The sequence below is a fragment of the Rhodanobacter hydrolyticus genome, assembly GCF_044904645.1.
This window is the reverse complement of sequence record NZ_JADIKK010000008.1, coordinates 2,771,857-2,786,512: the sequence shown is the minus strand read 5'-3', so window position 1 is coordinate 2,786,512 and position 14,656 is coordinate 2,771,857. Positions and strand designations below refer to the sequence as shown.

Below are 14,656 nucleotides of genomic sequence, written 5' to 3'. Positions count from 1 at the left end.
TACATTAGGGAACCACGGCCCGTCGGAATACGACCATCGCATTCACGGAGTGACGACGCCCAACGCCTTGTTGAACAGATCACGTACGCGACGCTCCCACGAGTGCGCGGCCAGGCCCGGGTTCCAGGTAAACGTCGCCACGCTTTCGGGCGGCATCGTGTATCCGAACGACAACCGGTCCTGCACCACGCTGACGTGGCGCGGCTTGTTCAAACTGTTGGTCACCACCAGCACGATGGAGCCATCGTCGGTATTGCGGAACGCCACGTTATGGATGTCCGGACCGGTGTCGTCCGACCACACGCGCACGGCACCGGGCAGCACGAAACGGCTGTAGTGGGCGAAGGCGTAGTACTCGTCGTTGCGCTGGATCTCGCCGGTTTTGGAGTCGATCGTCACCATGCCCTTGCAATCGATGCAGCCGCCGGAATGCGGTCCATGCTTCTCGTCCAGCGCGATGTTCCAGTACACCGCGCCGCGCGCCCAGTTGCGCAAGCTCAGCAGCAGCACGTCGCGCGCGAAGAGCAGCAGCTCGCCGTTCTTTGCCGAGGCCCAGTCGCCACCCGAGCACTCGGTCAGGTACGCGTCCTTGTCCGGATACGACTTATGCACGCGACTCTGTTCGCTCACGCTACCCGCGTAGCAGTGCCAGGCGACGCCGTCGACGTAGCGCCGCGCATCTGCGTCAGCCAGCACGGTCAGCGGCTGCTCCGGTGCATCCCAGTTGTGGTCCCAGTCGAGGATCAGCGGCCGCGGATCGCGGCTCGCCAGCGCGGGGCCGAGGTGTTGCCCGATGACGCGTGCGCGGGCGTCGGCGGGCAGCAACATGCCGGGGTAGGTCAGTGGTTCGAAACCCGGCTCGTTCTGCACGGTCAACGCCCAGATCGGGACACCCTGCGCCTGCATGGCATCGACGTACTTCACCAGGTACTGCGCATAGGCAGCCTCGTACTGCGGCTGCAGCGAGCCGCCGTTCAGCGCGTCGATAGTCTTCATCCATGCCGGCGCACTCCACGGCGCGGCGATGATGTGCAGTTGCGGATTGATCTCCATCATTTCGCGCAGCGCTGGCACCACGTCACGCGGGCTGGCGGCAAGGTTGAAGTGCGTCAGTCCGGGGTCGGTCTGGCCCTCGGGCATGTCGTCCAGCGTGTAGGGCTTGAGCGAAAAGTCCGAGGCGCCGATGCTCACGCGCGTCATGTCGAGATTTAGGCCAGGCGGCGGCCCGAACATCTCTTCCAGGAAGGCGAAGCGCTGGTCGTCGTCCATCGCATGGTCCAGCAGCCACGCCGACGACTCCGTCATCGCCGCACCGAAACCCGTGATGGCCTGGAAGGTCCGGCTGGTATCGATATCGATGTCGGCTGCAGGCGGTTCCGCGCGCGCGGCCGACACGGTCAACGGGATATCCGGTTGCCGTACCAGACGCAGCCTGCGGTCCTGGGTGCTCAGCCACAGCTGGACTTCCGAACCGTCCGGCATCGCCGGCACCAGCAGCACGGGCGCGGGCGGCAGGCGCAAGGGCACGCGCAACGCGCCCAGTGCACACGCGGTGAGCAGGGCAAACAGCACGACCGCCACCCGGCCGGAGATGCCCTGCGGTTCACTCATGGGCGACACTCGCCACGCGGTTGACCTTGTGAATCAAGAAAATTTCTCTGCTGCGACCGCACCGCAATGCCTGGCGACGAATCGCCGAAGCTTGCCCCGATTCCGCGCCGTGCGACAAGCCGCCGTTCGGCCAGGTTCTTGCGATCCCCCATGATCGCCCAAATCAAATGGAAGGCCATCCCAGGCCACACTATCCAAGGTCTCCTGCGATCGTCCCTGATCGCGAAGATTCAGCAGACGGCCCTCCCTGGCCGCACTGCTCACAGTTTGTAACTGAAACCGAGCAATACGGTGCGCCCCCAGGTGTCGTATTCCAGCGGCATGGTCATCGGCACATTGTTTGCGAGCGTGGCGTACTGCACCGTCTCGTCCGGCGAGTTGAACAGATTGTTCACCTGCAACAGGATCGACAGGCCATTCATCGGCCCCTGGCTGAAGTCGTATTCCAGCTGCAGGTCGGTCTGCCGGTTCGCCAGGATCTTGGTGTACCCGAGCTGGTCGAACAATGCCACCGCCTCACCGGTGAACGAGGAACGGTAGCGCTGCGCGATGCGTGCCGAGAACCCGTTGCGCTCGTAATACAGGGTGATGTTTCCCACCTTGTGCGACAGACCAGGCAACGTCTTGGGTCCGCCGGGAATCGCGGAGATGGAACTGGTCGGGATGGTGCTGTTGGTCAGCGAATAGTTGGCCTGTATGCCGAAGCCTTCCAACGCCTCCGCCAGCAACCCGCCCTCGAACGAACCGGCCAGCTCCAGGCCGTCCATCGAACCGCCCGTGCCGTTTTCCGGCAGGGTGAAGGCGCCGTAGTTGCTGGTCGGCGTCAGCGTCGGCGTGTTGTTGATGTAGTGGGAGAAGTCGTAGTTCAGGATGGTCTTGTTGTAGATGTAGTTGAGGAGGTTCTTGCGGAACACCGCCACGGACACGTAGCTGGCCTTGCCGAAATACTTCTCCCACGAGATGTCGGTGCCTACCGCCACGTACGGTTTCAGCAAGGGATTGCCGCCGCTGCCAGACCACACGACCTGTCCTGCCTGCGGACCGTCGGTGATCTTCGACACGCCGGCGGAAGAGGACACCTTCTCGTCATCGATGCGACCGCGCGTCATGGTCTTGGCCAGTCCGAAACGCAGGTACTGGGTGTCGCTCAGCTTGGCGACCAGATTGAGGCTGGGCAGCACGTTGTTGTACGAAGTGCCGCCGTTGATCTGGCCCACCAATGTGTCGCCGTTGGTCTGCAGCGCCGTGGACGACTGGTCGGTATGCACGAACTGCACACCCATGTTGCCGCGCACCGGAATGCCGGCCACGTCCGTGTCGATGTTGAACTTGGCGTAGGCCAACGGGACCTTTTCTTCAATCGTGTAGTTGCGGCTCCAGTCGCCCGCCCCGTTCTCCGGCGTGAGGTAGAACTGGCTGTACATGGCGCCCAGCACGTTGTAGTTGATGATGCCGGGGATGCCGCCGTAACCGAGCGAGGTCGGGTTGTAGAGGAAGGCCGGGTTGATCGGTGCGCTGTAGCCGTACTGGTAGGTGCCGTCGGTATCACCGTTGCCGTTCAACCATGCGAAGTCCACGTCGGCATGCTTGGTCTTGGTGCGGTCCGAGTAATCGAAGCCCAGGTCCATGCTGCTGAAGATCCACCAGTCCAGGGTGCGGCTCGCCTGCAGGCGGAACGCGTCGATGCGGTCGTCCTGGCGGTCGAACTCCTCGCGGCCGTTGTAGCCGTAGTTGTCCGGATCGGTGAAGACCACGCTGGAAGGATCGGCGAAGTTCACGTTCGGACTGAAATCCGGGTAACCCTCGCCCGTCGGCGTGTTGAAGCCCACGTTGGCCAGGCCGCCATTGGCGAGCCCGGTGAACAGGTAAGCGTCGTGCAACTTCACCCGCGCCGAGGACGAGGACAGGTCCAGCGAGGTCGTCCAGTCGCCCAGGTAGAGTTTGTTGTTCCAGCCGATCGAATACAGCTTGTCGTGCTCCTTGGTGTATTCGTTCTGCATGATCGGCGCCAGGCCGAGCATGGTGCCCGAGGTCACGATCGGCAGCGGCGAACCCGGCGAGGTGCCGACGTTCGCGTAGGAAAGGTTGTCGTAGGGTTGGCCGTAGGGACTGCTGGACCACTGCAGGCCGTTGGTGAACTCGCTCTTGTTGAAGGTGGAGTAGTACATGTCCAGCTTCGAGTAGTAGGTCTCGTTAGGCGCCCACTCCAGCACGGCCATCAGGCCGTTGCGCTTCTCGTCCTGCGACTGCGCGCGCAACTGCATGCCCTGTTGCGCGTTCACGTTGTCCGGCATGCCCGGCATGGTACGCGCGCCCCAGTTCTGGTCCATGCCCGCGCTGCCGTTGTCGGCACCCCACCACCAGGCCTGGTACTGCTTCTCCTGGATCGGCTGGTCGAGCTGCGCGAAGCCGATGGCCACACCGAACGTGTGGTCGAAGAACTGGTCGATGTAGGAGAAGCTCGCACGATGGCCGGTGGTGCCCGTGCCGGTGCCGGGATTGAGGTTGCCGTCGCTGTCGTGCTCGCCGCGCAGGTTGAACACCATGGTGCGCTTGGACAGATCCAGCGGGTTGATGGTCTGCAGGTCCACCGTACCGGCGAGACCCTGGCCGATCACGCTGGCGTCCGGCGTCTTGTACACCGTGGCGCCGTTGATGAGTTCGGAGGGGTACTGGTCGTACTCCACGCCGCGGTTCTCGCCAATCGTCGCCTGCTCGCGGCCATTGAGCGTGGTGCCCGCGAAATCGGGAGACAGGCCGCGGATCGAGATCGCACTGGCTTGTCCATCCACGCGCTGCGTGGCCAGGCCCGGCAAGCGCGCCAGACTGTCGGCGATGCTCACGTCCGGCAGCTTGCCGATGTCTTCGGCGGAGATCGCTTCGACGATGTCGTCGGAGTTCTGCTTGGTGTCCAACGCACTCTGGATGCTGTTGCTGATGCCGTTCACCACCACGGCACCGAGCTGGCTGGCTTCGACCTTCTTCTGCTTCTCCGCCTTGGATTGCGGCTTCGTATTCTTCGGCTGCTGTGTAGCCTGGCCCGACTGGGCTTGATTCGGCTGGGCCTGAGTCGACGGCGACTGCCCCGAGGCATCCTGCGCCAGCACTGCGGCGCCTGGCGCGACCAACAGCCACGCGCTTGCGCATGCCACGACCAGCCTGCGCCGCTGCAACGCGGCACCCTTCTCCATAGATCCCTGATTTTCGCGACGATTCATCCGCTTTGCCTCCCCAAAGTGATTCTTGTCGTGTGGTCATCCCTAGTTAACGCCTCGCGACGTTCACAACGCCGTGAAGAAAGCGACCCGCCCCATGCCGGGCCGCGATCCACGCGACGTTGCCCCTGAGCATCCACGATCTTTGTCCGCATGCGCAAACCGGCGCTCACGCCGTAGCGGACGCGCATCACGAAAAACGGCCCTCGCGGGCCGTTGGTCGTCGTGCTTCGTGCTCAGTGGCGGGAGGCCACCGCTTCTTCCGGCCGCGGCCTGAGGCCGTCGCGGAAGCGCAGGTAGCGCGAGGAGTGGCGCGCCTCGCGCAGGCGGCGCCCGTGCGCGGCAAGGATGTCGCCGCGAGTGAGGAAGCCGACCAGCTTGTGCGGATCGTCCTTGCTGACCACGAGCAATCGGCCCACGTCCTCGGCCACCATGTGGTCGGCGGCTTCGCGCAGTGAGTGATCCTCGGTCACCGCTACCGGAGGACGCGTGACCAGCTCGCCCAGGGTCAAGGTGTAATGCCATTGCGGATCGAGCAGGCTGCGACGCGTGAGCACGCCCTTCACAAGGCCTTGCTCGTCCACCACCGGATAACCCTGGTGCTGGGTTTCCGGCGTGCCCTCGATGAACCAGTGGCGCACTTCGGCCAGCGCCTGCGTCGTCTTCAGCGTCACCACGTCACGCGCGCAGGCATCGCCCACCGCCACCTGGTCGAGGTAGTCGGCCGCGTATTCGGCAGGTACACGCACGCCGCGGCGCGCGATCTTCTCGGTCATGATGGTGTTGCGCATCATCAGCGCGGAGATCAGGTAGGCCGCGGCACAACCGCCCAGCAGCGGCAGCAGACCCGCGGGCTGCGCGGTGGTCTCGAACGCGAACACCACCGCGGTAAGCAGCGCACGCGAGGCACCGGCGAAGATCGCCGCCATGCCCACCAGCGCGGCGATGCGCGGGTCGACGCCGAAGTGCGGTGCCAGCGCGGCCACGCCGATGCCCATCATCGCGCCCAGCGCGCCACCGATGGTGAACAGTGGCGCCAGCGTTCCACCGGACGTGCCGCTGCCCAGCGAAATCGACCAGGACAGGAACTTCATCACGCACAGGAAGGCCAGCGCCGCCAGCGTCAGCCTGCCGTTCACGATGTCCTCGATGTTGGTATAGCCCACGCCCAGGGTCAGCGGCGCGAAGTAGCCGATCACACCCACCGCCAGGCCGCCCAGCGCAGGCCACCACATCCAATGGATCGGCAGCTTCTCGAACCAGTCTTCGATGCCGTAGACGATGCGCGTGGTCCACACGCTGATCAGGCCGACCACCGCGCCGACCAGCACGTAGGTCGCCAGTGCCCAGCCGCCGGGCGAGGCCAGCACCGGCATCGCGAACACCGGCGCGGTGCCCATCAGCACATAGCGCATGCCGGTGGCGGTCACGCAGGCCAGCGATACCGGGATCAGCGAGCGCGGGCGCAGTTCGAACAACAGCAACTCCACCGCCAGCACCACGGCCGCGATGGGCGAAGAGAAGATCGCCGACATGCCCGCCGCCGCACCTGCCGCCAGCAGCACCTTGCGTTCGCTGCCTGTGACCTTCATCACCTGGCCGACGAAGGAGCCCAGCGCGCCACCGGTGGCGATGATCGGGCCTTCCGCGCCGAACGGGCCGCCGGTACCGATGGCGATGGCCGAGGAAATCGGCTTGAGGAAGGTGATGCGCGGCGGGATCTTCGATTCGTTGAGCAGCACCTGCTCCATCGCCTCGGGAATGCCGTGGCCGCGGATCGCCCGCGAACCCCAGCGCGCCATGAAGCCCACGACCACGCCACCCAGCGCGGGGATCAGCACCACCCACCAGCCCAGGTGCGGCACCGCGTCGGCAGGCGAGGAGAATGCCGTGGAGACGCGGCCATAGAACACCAGGTTGGTGATCAGGCCGATCAGCATCGTGAGGGTCTTCGCGATCAGCGCGGCGCCGATACCCAGCACCACCGACACCGCAGTGATGCGCAACACGCGGCGATCCACCAGAGTGGAGCGGCGCGGCATCTTCGCCGCATCCAGCGTCACGCCCAGCGCGGGCGACAACGGCAACGCATCGGTGCTGCCCTGGGTGCGCACGTCTGTGTGGCCGAGGGACTGGTCAGCCGGGGAGGTCATTGGAAGGATCCGTCAGGACTCAAAGGCGGGAATTCTACGCCGCGGCCCGTACAAACCGAAGCCGCGTGTTCTTGCGACCCAGCGTGTCGGAACGCGCTTCAGCAATGCGCGTCAAACAAAAGGAGGGCAGGCTCACGCCTGCCCTCCTTTCGCCGTGCAGAACATCAAAGCATCAGTGATGCAGCATGGCCAGCATCATGCCTCCGAACAGCAGCGCCAGCACGAAGGCCAGCACGAAGAAGATCACCATGTAGACCAGTTGCACCACGCAGGCCTTGCCATAGCCGACCTGACTGCCGTCCTGTCCCGGCAACAGCAGGTTGATGACCAGCGCACCCACCAGGAACTGCGCCACGAACGACAGCAGGTGGCCCGCGCCGCCATGCAGGATCAGCGATACGACCACCGAAGCCAGCCAGGACGCCAGCACCGTGCCCAGCGCCCGTGCGAAGGACGGCATGTGTCCGACCACCAGCCGATACGCCAGGCTCAGCAGCAACGCAGACACCACTACCACGACCACAAGTCCCACCAAGCCCATCAGCAATCCCACGCCCGCCAACGCGCCGAACATCGACATCCCCAACATGGCTTTCTCCCCTGTTATCCCGTGAACCGCCGCGGCCCCTCTGGCACGGCGCCAGCGCAAGCGTAACCGATGGTTCAGCCGGTGTCGCAGGCTTTTGCTGTCCCGGAATCTTCATACAAGAGTGGTGCAATCCCGCACATGCCCGGTGACGCGCGCAGCGTGCCGCAGGGCTTGCTGCAGGGGGAAATCCACACGGGGGAGGCGCCCTATCCGCCTCGTGCCGCCGCATCCACTCCGGGAGTTGCCAGATGTCCAGTCTTCGCTTGTTCCGCAAGGCCCTGCTGCCCGCGTCGATCGCCATCATGGGATTCGCGCTCGCCGCTCATGCACAGGTCGATCCCGCCACGAACCGGGATGCGGGCGACTTTCCGCATTCCTCCTGGCCGGGCCAGCAACGCTCGCCGCAGGACGAAATCCCCACCGCCACGCCGATCAAGCACCTGGTGGTGATCTTCGACGAGAACCGCTCGTTCGACCATTACTTCGGCACCTACCCGGTGGCCGCGAACCCGTCCGGCGAACCTGCCTTCAAGGCTCGGCCCTTCACTCCGCAGGTGCAGGGCCTCACGCCGGCGCTGCTCAACGACAACCCGAACAAGTCCAATCTGGCCAACGGCGTCAACGCGGTGAATCCGTTCCGCCTCGATCGCACGCAGGCCAACACCGAAGGCCAGAACCACAGCTATACGCCGGAACAGCTTGCCTACGACAACGGCGCCGCCGACCGCTTCCCCGCCTACACCGGCAACAACACGGTGACCACCACCGGCGCGTTCGGCACGCACGGCCTGGTGATGGGTTACTTCGACGGCAACACGGTCACCGCGATGTGGAACTATGCGCAGAACTTCGCGATGGACGACAACGCCTACACCGACACCTACGGCCCCTCGACGCCGGGCGCGATCGCCGTGGTATCGGGCACCAACAACGGCGCCAAAGTGGTGCTGGGCTCGGCCGCCACCGTGCCCGACACGCAGGGTGGCCTCAGCCTGATCGGCGACACCGACCCGGCCTACGACACCTGCTCGTCCACCAGCAACACCGTGCAGATGACGTCGAAGAACATCGGCGACCTGCTCAACGCCGGGCACATCACCTGGGGCGGCTTCATGGGCGGCTTCGACCTGGCCGCCACCAACGAGAACGGCAGCACCGGCTGCACGCGCAGCACCTATTCCAGCGTGCTGGATGCCACCGTCTCCGACTATGTGCCGCACCACAACTGGTTCCAGTACTACGCCAGCACGTCCAATCCGGCGCACACGCGCCCGACCTCGCTGGAGGAAATCGGACGCACCGACGACAAGGACGGCACCGCCACGCCGGTGCACCACGAGTACGACGCCAACGACTTCTTCAGGGCTGTGTCGGCCGGCAACTTCCCGTCGGTGAGCTACATCAAGCCGCCTGCCGTGGGCGACGCGCATCCGGGCAATTCGGATCCGCTGGACGAGCAGGCCTTCGTGGTGAAGGTGCTCAACTTCCTGCAGCACCAGCCCGACTGGGACAGCACCGCCGTCATCATCACCTACGACGACTCAGACGGCTGGTACGACCACCGCTACGCCGCGCCCACGACGTCGTCCTTCGACGCCGCCACCAAGGAAGGCTCGGTCATCGGTGCCGACCAGCTCAACGCAGCGGGCGTGTGCAATGCCGAAGGCGCCAAGCAGGGCGTGGGCGTGAACGGCGGCACGGTCAACGGCCGTTGCGGCCCCGGCACGCGCGTGCCGTTCCTGGTGATCTCGCCGTGGGCGCGCAGCAACTACGTGGACGACACGCAGGTCACGCAGGCCTCGGTGGTGCGCTTCATCGAGGACAACTGGCTGCACGGCCAGCGCATCGGCCAGGGCTCGAACGATGCCACCACCGGCAGCATCATGGGCATGTTCGATTTCCGCCGCCGTGCGTTCGACCTGACGCCGCGCCTGATCCTGGATCCCGAGACCGGCTTGCCGGTGGACAAGCGCTGGCACTGGCATTCCTGACGGGAGCCATCCCGGCCCCTCTCCTGCAAGCGGGAGAGGGGCCAACTTCAGCTTCTTCGGGAAATCAGAGAACGCGCACCACGATGCAGGTCGACCCAACCACTCCCGGCACCACGCGCAAATCGCATCGTCTGACTAGGCTGATGCTGGGCATGGCGGGCGCCTTCGGCTGCCTGACCAGCTATGCCTTCCTCAACCAGACAACCGGACCACAGGGCGGCGACGGCAGCAATCCGCACCCCGTCCACCTGCGCCTGCCAAAAGCCCAGCCGCTGAGCGCCGTCGCGCAACTCGGCAAGGCACTGTTCTTCGACCCCATGCTGTCGGGCTCGGGCAGGCAGTCCTGCGCGTCGTGCCACAGCCCCGCGTACAGCTACAACCCGCCCAATGCCCTCGCGGTGCAACCGGGCGGCGTGGATCTGCGCAAGGTCGGCTACCGGCCGCCGCCTTCGCTGGCCTACCTGTATCGGCAACGACCTTTCAGCATCGGCCCGGATACCTCGGGCGACGACGTGGCACCCAACCTCAACGCGCTGGCCGCTTCCGCGCGCAGCGACTCCCGCGCCACCAAACAGGCCGACGCCACGCCCGCCACCCCGGCGATGGTGCCGCAGGGCGGCCTGTTCTGGGATGGCCGCGCCGATTCGCTGCAACGGCAGGCCTATCTGCCCCTGCTCAATCCGGTGGAAATGGCCAACCTCAACATGGACAGGGTGGCCGCGAAGCTGCAGCACAGCCGCTATCGCCGGGCCTTCACCCAATTGTTCGGGCAAGGCATCGCCAACGATCCGCGACAACTCATCGACGAAGCCATGTTCGCCATCGGTCGCTTCGAGACCGAAGACCCGTCCTTTCATCCCTTCACCAGCAAGTACGATGCATGGCTGCAAGGTCGGGCCCGCCTGACGCCCGCCGAAATGCGCGGCCTGCGCCTGTTCGACGACCCCGCGAAAGGCAATTGCGCCGCCTGCCACCTCAGCCAGCCCACGCGCGACGGCCTGCCGCCGCTGTTCACCGACACCCAGTACGAGGCACTGGGCGTGCCACGCAACACCGCGCTGGCAGTCAACCGCGACCCGCATTTCCACGACCTCGGCATCTGCGGGCCGTTCCGCAAGGACCTCGCCGCGCAGACGCAATACTGCGGCATGTTCCTCACGCCCACCCTGCGCAACGTGGACCGGCGCGGCGTGTTCTTCCACAACGGCGTCTACCACTCGCTGGTGCAGGTGCTCGACTTCTACAACCTGCGCAGCGTCGCGCCGGGGAAGATCTACCCGCGCGATGCGCATGGCCAACCGCAGCTCTACGACGACCTGCCGGCCGCCTACCAGGCCAACGTCGACACCGCCGACGCGCCGTTCAACCGCCACGAGGGCGACCCGGCCCCGCTTACCGCACAAGACATCCGGGATGTCATCGCCTTCCTGCACACGCTGGACGACGGCGACGCAGCGCAGGCGCACGGCGCGCCGGACAGGTAAGCTGCAACGGCATTCCGCTCTTTCGCACCGCTTGCCGGTGCGGGCCGTCTTGTGTCCGCCGGTCCGGCCTTATGCATTTTCGCCTTAAGGACCGGCATGCTGGTTGGGGCCGACAAGTTAACGCGGCTTCACGACTTGCTGTAATATTATGTAGTACAAATAATGCCCGAGACCGCAAAGCGCGGCCGCGGCAGGGAGAACAGGCATGGTGAAACCCGTCGTGGTGCGCAACCTGCATGGCCAGGTGGTGCAGGAGCTGGGCCGGCTGATCGTCAGTGGCGAGATCGCGCCCGGCGTGAACCTGCCACGCGAGGAGCTGCTGGCCGAGCACATGAAGGTGAGCCGCACCGCTCTGCGCGAGGCAATGAAGGTCCTGTCCGCCAAGGGCTTGATCGAATCGCGCCAGAAAACCGGCACCCGCGTGCGCGACACCGTCCACTGGAGCCAGCTCGACGCCGACGTGCTGGCCTGGCGCTGCGCCTCCATGCCCACCGACGACTTCGTCGAAAAGCTGGCGGAAATGCGCGAAATCATCGAACCGGCGGCGGCCGCCGCCGCCGCACGCCGCCGCACCGCCGACCAGCTCGGCCGCATCGAGGCCGCCTACGAAGCCATGGCCGCCTCGACCGACCGCGAGGAATGGTCCGTGGCGGACCTGGCCTTCCACGAGGCCGTGCTGCATGCGACGCACAACGAACTGATGATCTCGCTGTTCTCGGTGATCGAGACGGCGCTGGGCAGCTACCTGGCCCTGTCAGCGCGCAAAGCCAGCGACTTCAAGTATTCGCTGCCGCACCACAAGAAGGTGCTGGACGCCATCCGCCGCCGGCAACCCGAAGTGGCGCGCGAAGCAATGCACAAGATGGTGGCCGACTCGCGCAGCAACATCCGCCGTCACGCGAAGAAGGCATGAGCGGACTGATCGCACTCGACTGGGGTACCAGCAGCCTGCGTGCGTTCCGTTTCGACGGAATGGGCCAGCTTGACGAAACGCGGATGCGTCCCTGGGGCATCCGCCACCTGCCGGAAGGCGGCTACGACACCGCGCTGGCCGACATCACCGCAGGCTGGCCCGTGTTGCCACGCCTGGCCTGCGGCATGGTCGGCAGCCGCAACGGCTGGCGCGAGATGCCTTATCTCGACCTGCCCGCGAGCGCATCGCAGCTCGCCAAGGCGATCGGTGCCGTGCGCGCAGCGGACGGCATGGACGTCCATCTGATTCCCGGCCTGCGCGACCCGCACGGGCCCGACGTGATGCGCGGCGAGGAAACGCAGTTGATCGGTGCGCTGGAGCTGCACCCCGAATTGGCCGCGACCTCCACCGTCATCCTGCCCGGCACGCACAGCAAATGGGCGGCGGTGCGCGACGGCGTGGTAACCGGCTTCCGCACCCAGATGACCGGCGAGTTGTTCGCCATGCTGCGGCAGCATTCCATCCTCGGCGCCACCGGAGCCGAGGCGGCGAACGATGCCGAAGCCTTCGAGCGCGGTGTGGGCATGGCACGTGACAGCGGCGCGGCCGGCGCGCTGAGCCGCCTGTTCTCCGCGCGCGCGCTGATGCTCGATGGCGCTTTGGCGCCCGCGTCCGTGCCCGACTATCTCTCCGGCCTGCTGATCGGCGAGGAATTCCGCGCCGCGCTGGCTGACGGCCTCGCTTGCCGCGACACGCCGCTGCAATTGATTGGCGAAGCCGCGCTGTGCGAGCGCTATCGCCGCGCCGCCGCGCAGTTCGACATCACGCTGCCGCCGCCCATCGCCGATGCCGCCGCGCGTGGCCTGTGGCAATTGGCGATGCAGGCCGGCCTTGTCCCCGTCCATCACGAGGAATCCCGCGCATGCTGACGCCCTGGCTCAAACCTTTGCCGCTGGTGGCGATACTGCGCGGCCTCGCGCCCGGCGAAGCCGTAGCCACCGGCCGCGCCATCGTCGACGCCGGCTTCCGCGTGCTGGAAGTGCCACTGAACTCGCCGCAACCGTTCGACAGCATCGCCCTGCTCGCCGATGCGCTGGGCAGCGATGTACTGGTGGGCGCGGGCACCGTGATGACCCCGGCACAGGTCGAAGCCGTGGCGAACGCGGGCGGCCGCCTGATCGTGATGCCTCATGCCGACACCACGGTGATCCGCGCCGCCAAGGCCGCCGGCCTGCTCTGCGTGCCCGGCGTGGCGACGCCTACCGAAGCTTTCGCCGCACTCGCCGCTGGTGCCGACGGATTGAAGCTGTTCCCCGCCGAGCAATCCTCGCCCGCCGTGCTCAAGGCCTGGCGTGCGGTACTGCCGCGCGAGGTGCCGGTACTGCCGGTGGGCGGCATCGCACCCGACAGCATGGCGCCGTGGGTGGCCGCGGGTGCTGCCGGTTTCGGCATCGGCTCGGCGCTGTACGCCCCCGGTCGCACCCTCGACGACACTGCACAACGCGCCAGCGCCTTCGCGCAGGCCTGGCATTCCCTGGAAACACACGCATGAAGATCACCAAGCTCACCGTCTACAAGGTGCCGCCGCGCTGGCTGTTCCTGCGCATCGACACCGACGCCGGCATCAGCGGCTGGGGCGAGCCGGTGGTGGAAGGCCGCGCACACACCGTGGCCGCCGCCGTGGAGGAGTTGTCCGATTACCTGGTCGGCAAGGATCCGCGCCACATCGAGGACCACTGGAGCGTGCTCTACCGCGGCGGCTTCTACCGCGGCGGCCCGGTGCTGATGAGCGCCATTGCCGGCATCGACCAGGCGCTGTGGGACATCAAGGGCAAGGACCTCGGCAAGCCCGTGCACGAACTGCTCGGCGGCCCGGTGCGCGACCGCATCCGCGTGTACTCGTGGATCGGCGGCGACCGGCCGGCCGATACAGCCAAGGCGGCGCAGGACGCCGTGGCACGCGGCTTCACCGCGGTGAAGATGAACGCCACCGAGGAACTGCAGTACATCGATACCTACGACAAGGTCGAGCGCGTGCTGGAAAACGTGCAGGCCATCCGCGACGCGGTGGGTGGCAACATCGGCATCGGCGTGGATTTCCACGGCCGCGTGCACAAGCCGATGGCCAAGGTGCTGATGCGCGAGCTCGCACCGTTCAAGCTGATGTTCATCGAGGAGCCGGTGCTCTCCGAATACCTGGAGTGCATCCCCGAGCTGGCCGCGATCTCGCCCGCGCCCATCGCGCTGGGCGAACGCCTGTACTCGCGCTACGACTTCAAGCGCGTGCTGCAGATCGGCGGCGTGGACATCATCCAGCCCGATCCCTCGCATGCGGGCGGCATCACCGAAACGCGCAAGATCGCCGCGATGGCCGAGGCCTACGACGTGGGGCTGGCGCTGCACTGCCCGCTGGGCCCGATCGCGCTGGCCGCCAACCTGCAGCTGGACGCGGTGTGCCACAACGCTTTCATCCAGGAGCAGAGCCTGGGCATCCACTACAACGCCAGCAACGACCTGCTCGACTACGTCACCGACCGCAACGTTTTTGCCTATGCCGATGGCTTTGTGAGCATGCCGAAAGGCCCGGGTCTGGGCATCGAGGTGAATGAGGCCTATGTGGCCGAGCGCGCCAAGGTGGGCCACCAGTGGCACAACCCGGTCTGGCGCCACGCCGACGGCAGCGTGGCGGAGTGGTGAGCG

General features: G+C 66.1%; 10 protein-coding genes. 6 read left to right on the top strand and 4 right to left on the bottom strand.

Translation table 11 applies throughout. The features are described from left to right. Nucleotides 1-42: 42 nt before the first annotated feature. The 4 genes from ISP25_RS15085 to ISP25_RS15070 all read right to left on the bottom strand — a co-directional run bounded on the left by ISP25_RS15085 (nt 43) and on the right by ISP25_RS15070 (nt 7,568). Nucleotides 43-1,611: a glycoside hydrolase family 30 protein gene (locus ISP25_RS15085; RefSeq protein WP_404615046.1), complete on the bottom strand. Its 1,569-nt coding sequence runs from the start codon at nt 1,609-1,611 to the stop codon at nt 43-45. A gap of 260 nt (nt 1,612-1,871) precedes the next feature. Then, nucleotides 1,872-4,829, bottom strand: coding sequence for a TonB-dependent receptor (locus ISP25_RS15080; protein WP_404615044.1), 2,958 nt, complete (start codon nt 4,827-4,829; stop codon nt 1,872-1,874). Nucleotides 4,830-5,062: 233 nt separating this feature from the next. Then, nucleotides 5,063-6,979, bottom strand: coding sequence for a chloride channel protein (locus ISP25_RS15075; protein ID WP_192157902.1), 1,917 nt, complete (start codon nt 6,977-6,979; stop codon nt 5,063-5,065). A gap of 172 nt (nt 6,980-7,151) precedes the next feature. After that, entirely contained in the window at nt 7,152-7,568 is a 417-nt protein-coding gene (locus ISP25_RS15070) for a hypothetical protein (protein ID WP_404615042.1), read from the bottom strand. A 248-nt stretch (nt 7,569-7,816) separates the two neighbouring features. On the opposite strand from ISP25_RS15070, the gene ISP25_RS15065 reads away from it, so the two are divergent. From ISP25_RS15065 to dgoD, 6 genes are all read left to right on the top strand, one after another. Further along, nucleotides 7,817-9,559 (top strand): phospholipase C, encoded by a 1,743-nt coding sequence (locus ISP25_RS15065; RefSeq protein WP_404615040.1) that lies wholly within the window; start codon nt 7,817-7,819, stop codon nt 9,557-9,559. 83 nt (nt 9,560-9,642) lie between these two features. Beyond that, nucleotides 9,643-11,043, top strand: a complete 1,401-nt coding sequence (locus ISP25_RS15060) for a cytochrome-c peroxidase (protein WP_404615038.1) — start codon at nt 9,643-9,645, stop codon at nt 11,041-11,043. A gap of 205 nt (nt 11,044-11,248) precedes the next feature. Beyond that, nucleotides 11,249-11,956, top strand: a complete 708-nt coding sequence (locus ISP25_RS15055) for a FadR/GntR family transcriptional regulator (protein WP_192157898.1) — start codon at nt 11,249-11,251, stop codon at nt 11,954-11,956. Next, entirely contained in the window at nt 11,953-12,885 is a 933-nt protein-coding gene (locus ISP25_RS15050) for a 2-dehydro-3-deoxygalactonokinase (protein ID WP_404615036.1), read from the top strand. Before ISP25_RS15055 ends, ISP25_RS15050 begins: the two co-directional genes overlap by 4 nt. Beyond that, nucleotides 12,879-13,508, top strand: a complete 630-nt coding sequence (locus ISP25_RS15045) for a 2-dehydro-3-deoxy-6-phosphogalactonate aldolase (RefSeq protein ID WP_404615034.1) — start codon at nt 12,879-12,881, stop codon at nt 13,506-13,508. The genes ISP25_RS15050 and ISP25_RS15045 overlap by 7 nt, the downstream gene beginning before the upstream one ends. Then, a complete protein-coding gene (gene dgoD, locus ISP25_RS15040; protein WP_192157892.1) occupies nt 13,505-14,653 on the top strand; it encodes a galactonate dehydratase in 1,149 nt (382 codons plus the stop codon). The genes ISP25_RS15045 and dgoD overlap by 4 nt, the downstream gene beginning before the upstream one ends. The last annotated feature ends 3 nt before the right edge of the window (nt 14,654-14,656 follow it).

Coding starts and splice junctions, on each gene's coding strand:
- ISP25_RS15085 (WP_404615046.1), bottom strand. CDS start 1,611: ATGAGTGAACCGCAGGGCATCTCCGGCCGGGTGGCGGTCGTGCTGTTT.
- ISP25_RS15080 (WP_404615044.1), bottom strand. CDS start 4,829: ATGAATCGTCGCGAAAATCAGGGATCTATGGAGAAGGGTGCCGCGTTG.
- ISP25_RS15075 (WP_192157902.1), bottom strand. CDS start 6,979: ATGACCTCCCCGGCTGACCAGTCCCTCGGCCACACAGACGTGCGCACC.
- ISP25_RS15070 (WP_404615042.1), bottom strand. CDS start 7,568: ATGTTGGGGATGTCGATGTTCGGCGCGTTGGCGGGCGTGGGATTGCTG.
- ISP25_RS15065 (WP_404615040.1), top strand. CDS start 7,817: ATGTCCAGTCTTCGCTTGTTCCGCAAGGCCCTGCTGCCCGCGTCGATC.
- ISP25_RS15060 (WP_404615038.1), top strand. CDS start 9,643: ATGCAGGTCGACCCAACCACTCCCGGCACCACGCGCAAATCGCATCGT.
- ISP25_RS15055 (WP_192157898.1), top strand. CDS start 11,249: ATGGTGAAACCCGTCGTGGTGCGCAACCTGCATGGCCAGGTGGTGCAG.
- ISP25_RS15050 (WP_404615036.1), top strand. CDS start 11,953: ATGAGCGGACTGATCGCACTCGACTGGGGTACCAGCAGCCTGCGTGCG.
- ISP25_RS15045 (WP_404615034.1), top strand. CDS start 12,879: ATGCTGACGCCCTGGCTCAAACCTTTGCCGCTGGTGGCGATACTGCGC.
- dgoD (WP_192157892.1), top strand. CDS start 13,505: ATGAAGATCACCAAGCTCACCGTCTACAAGGTGCCGCCGCGCTGGCTG.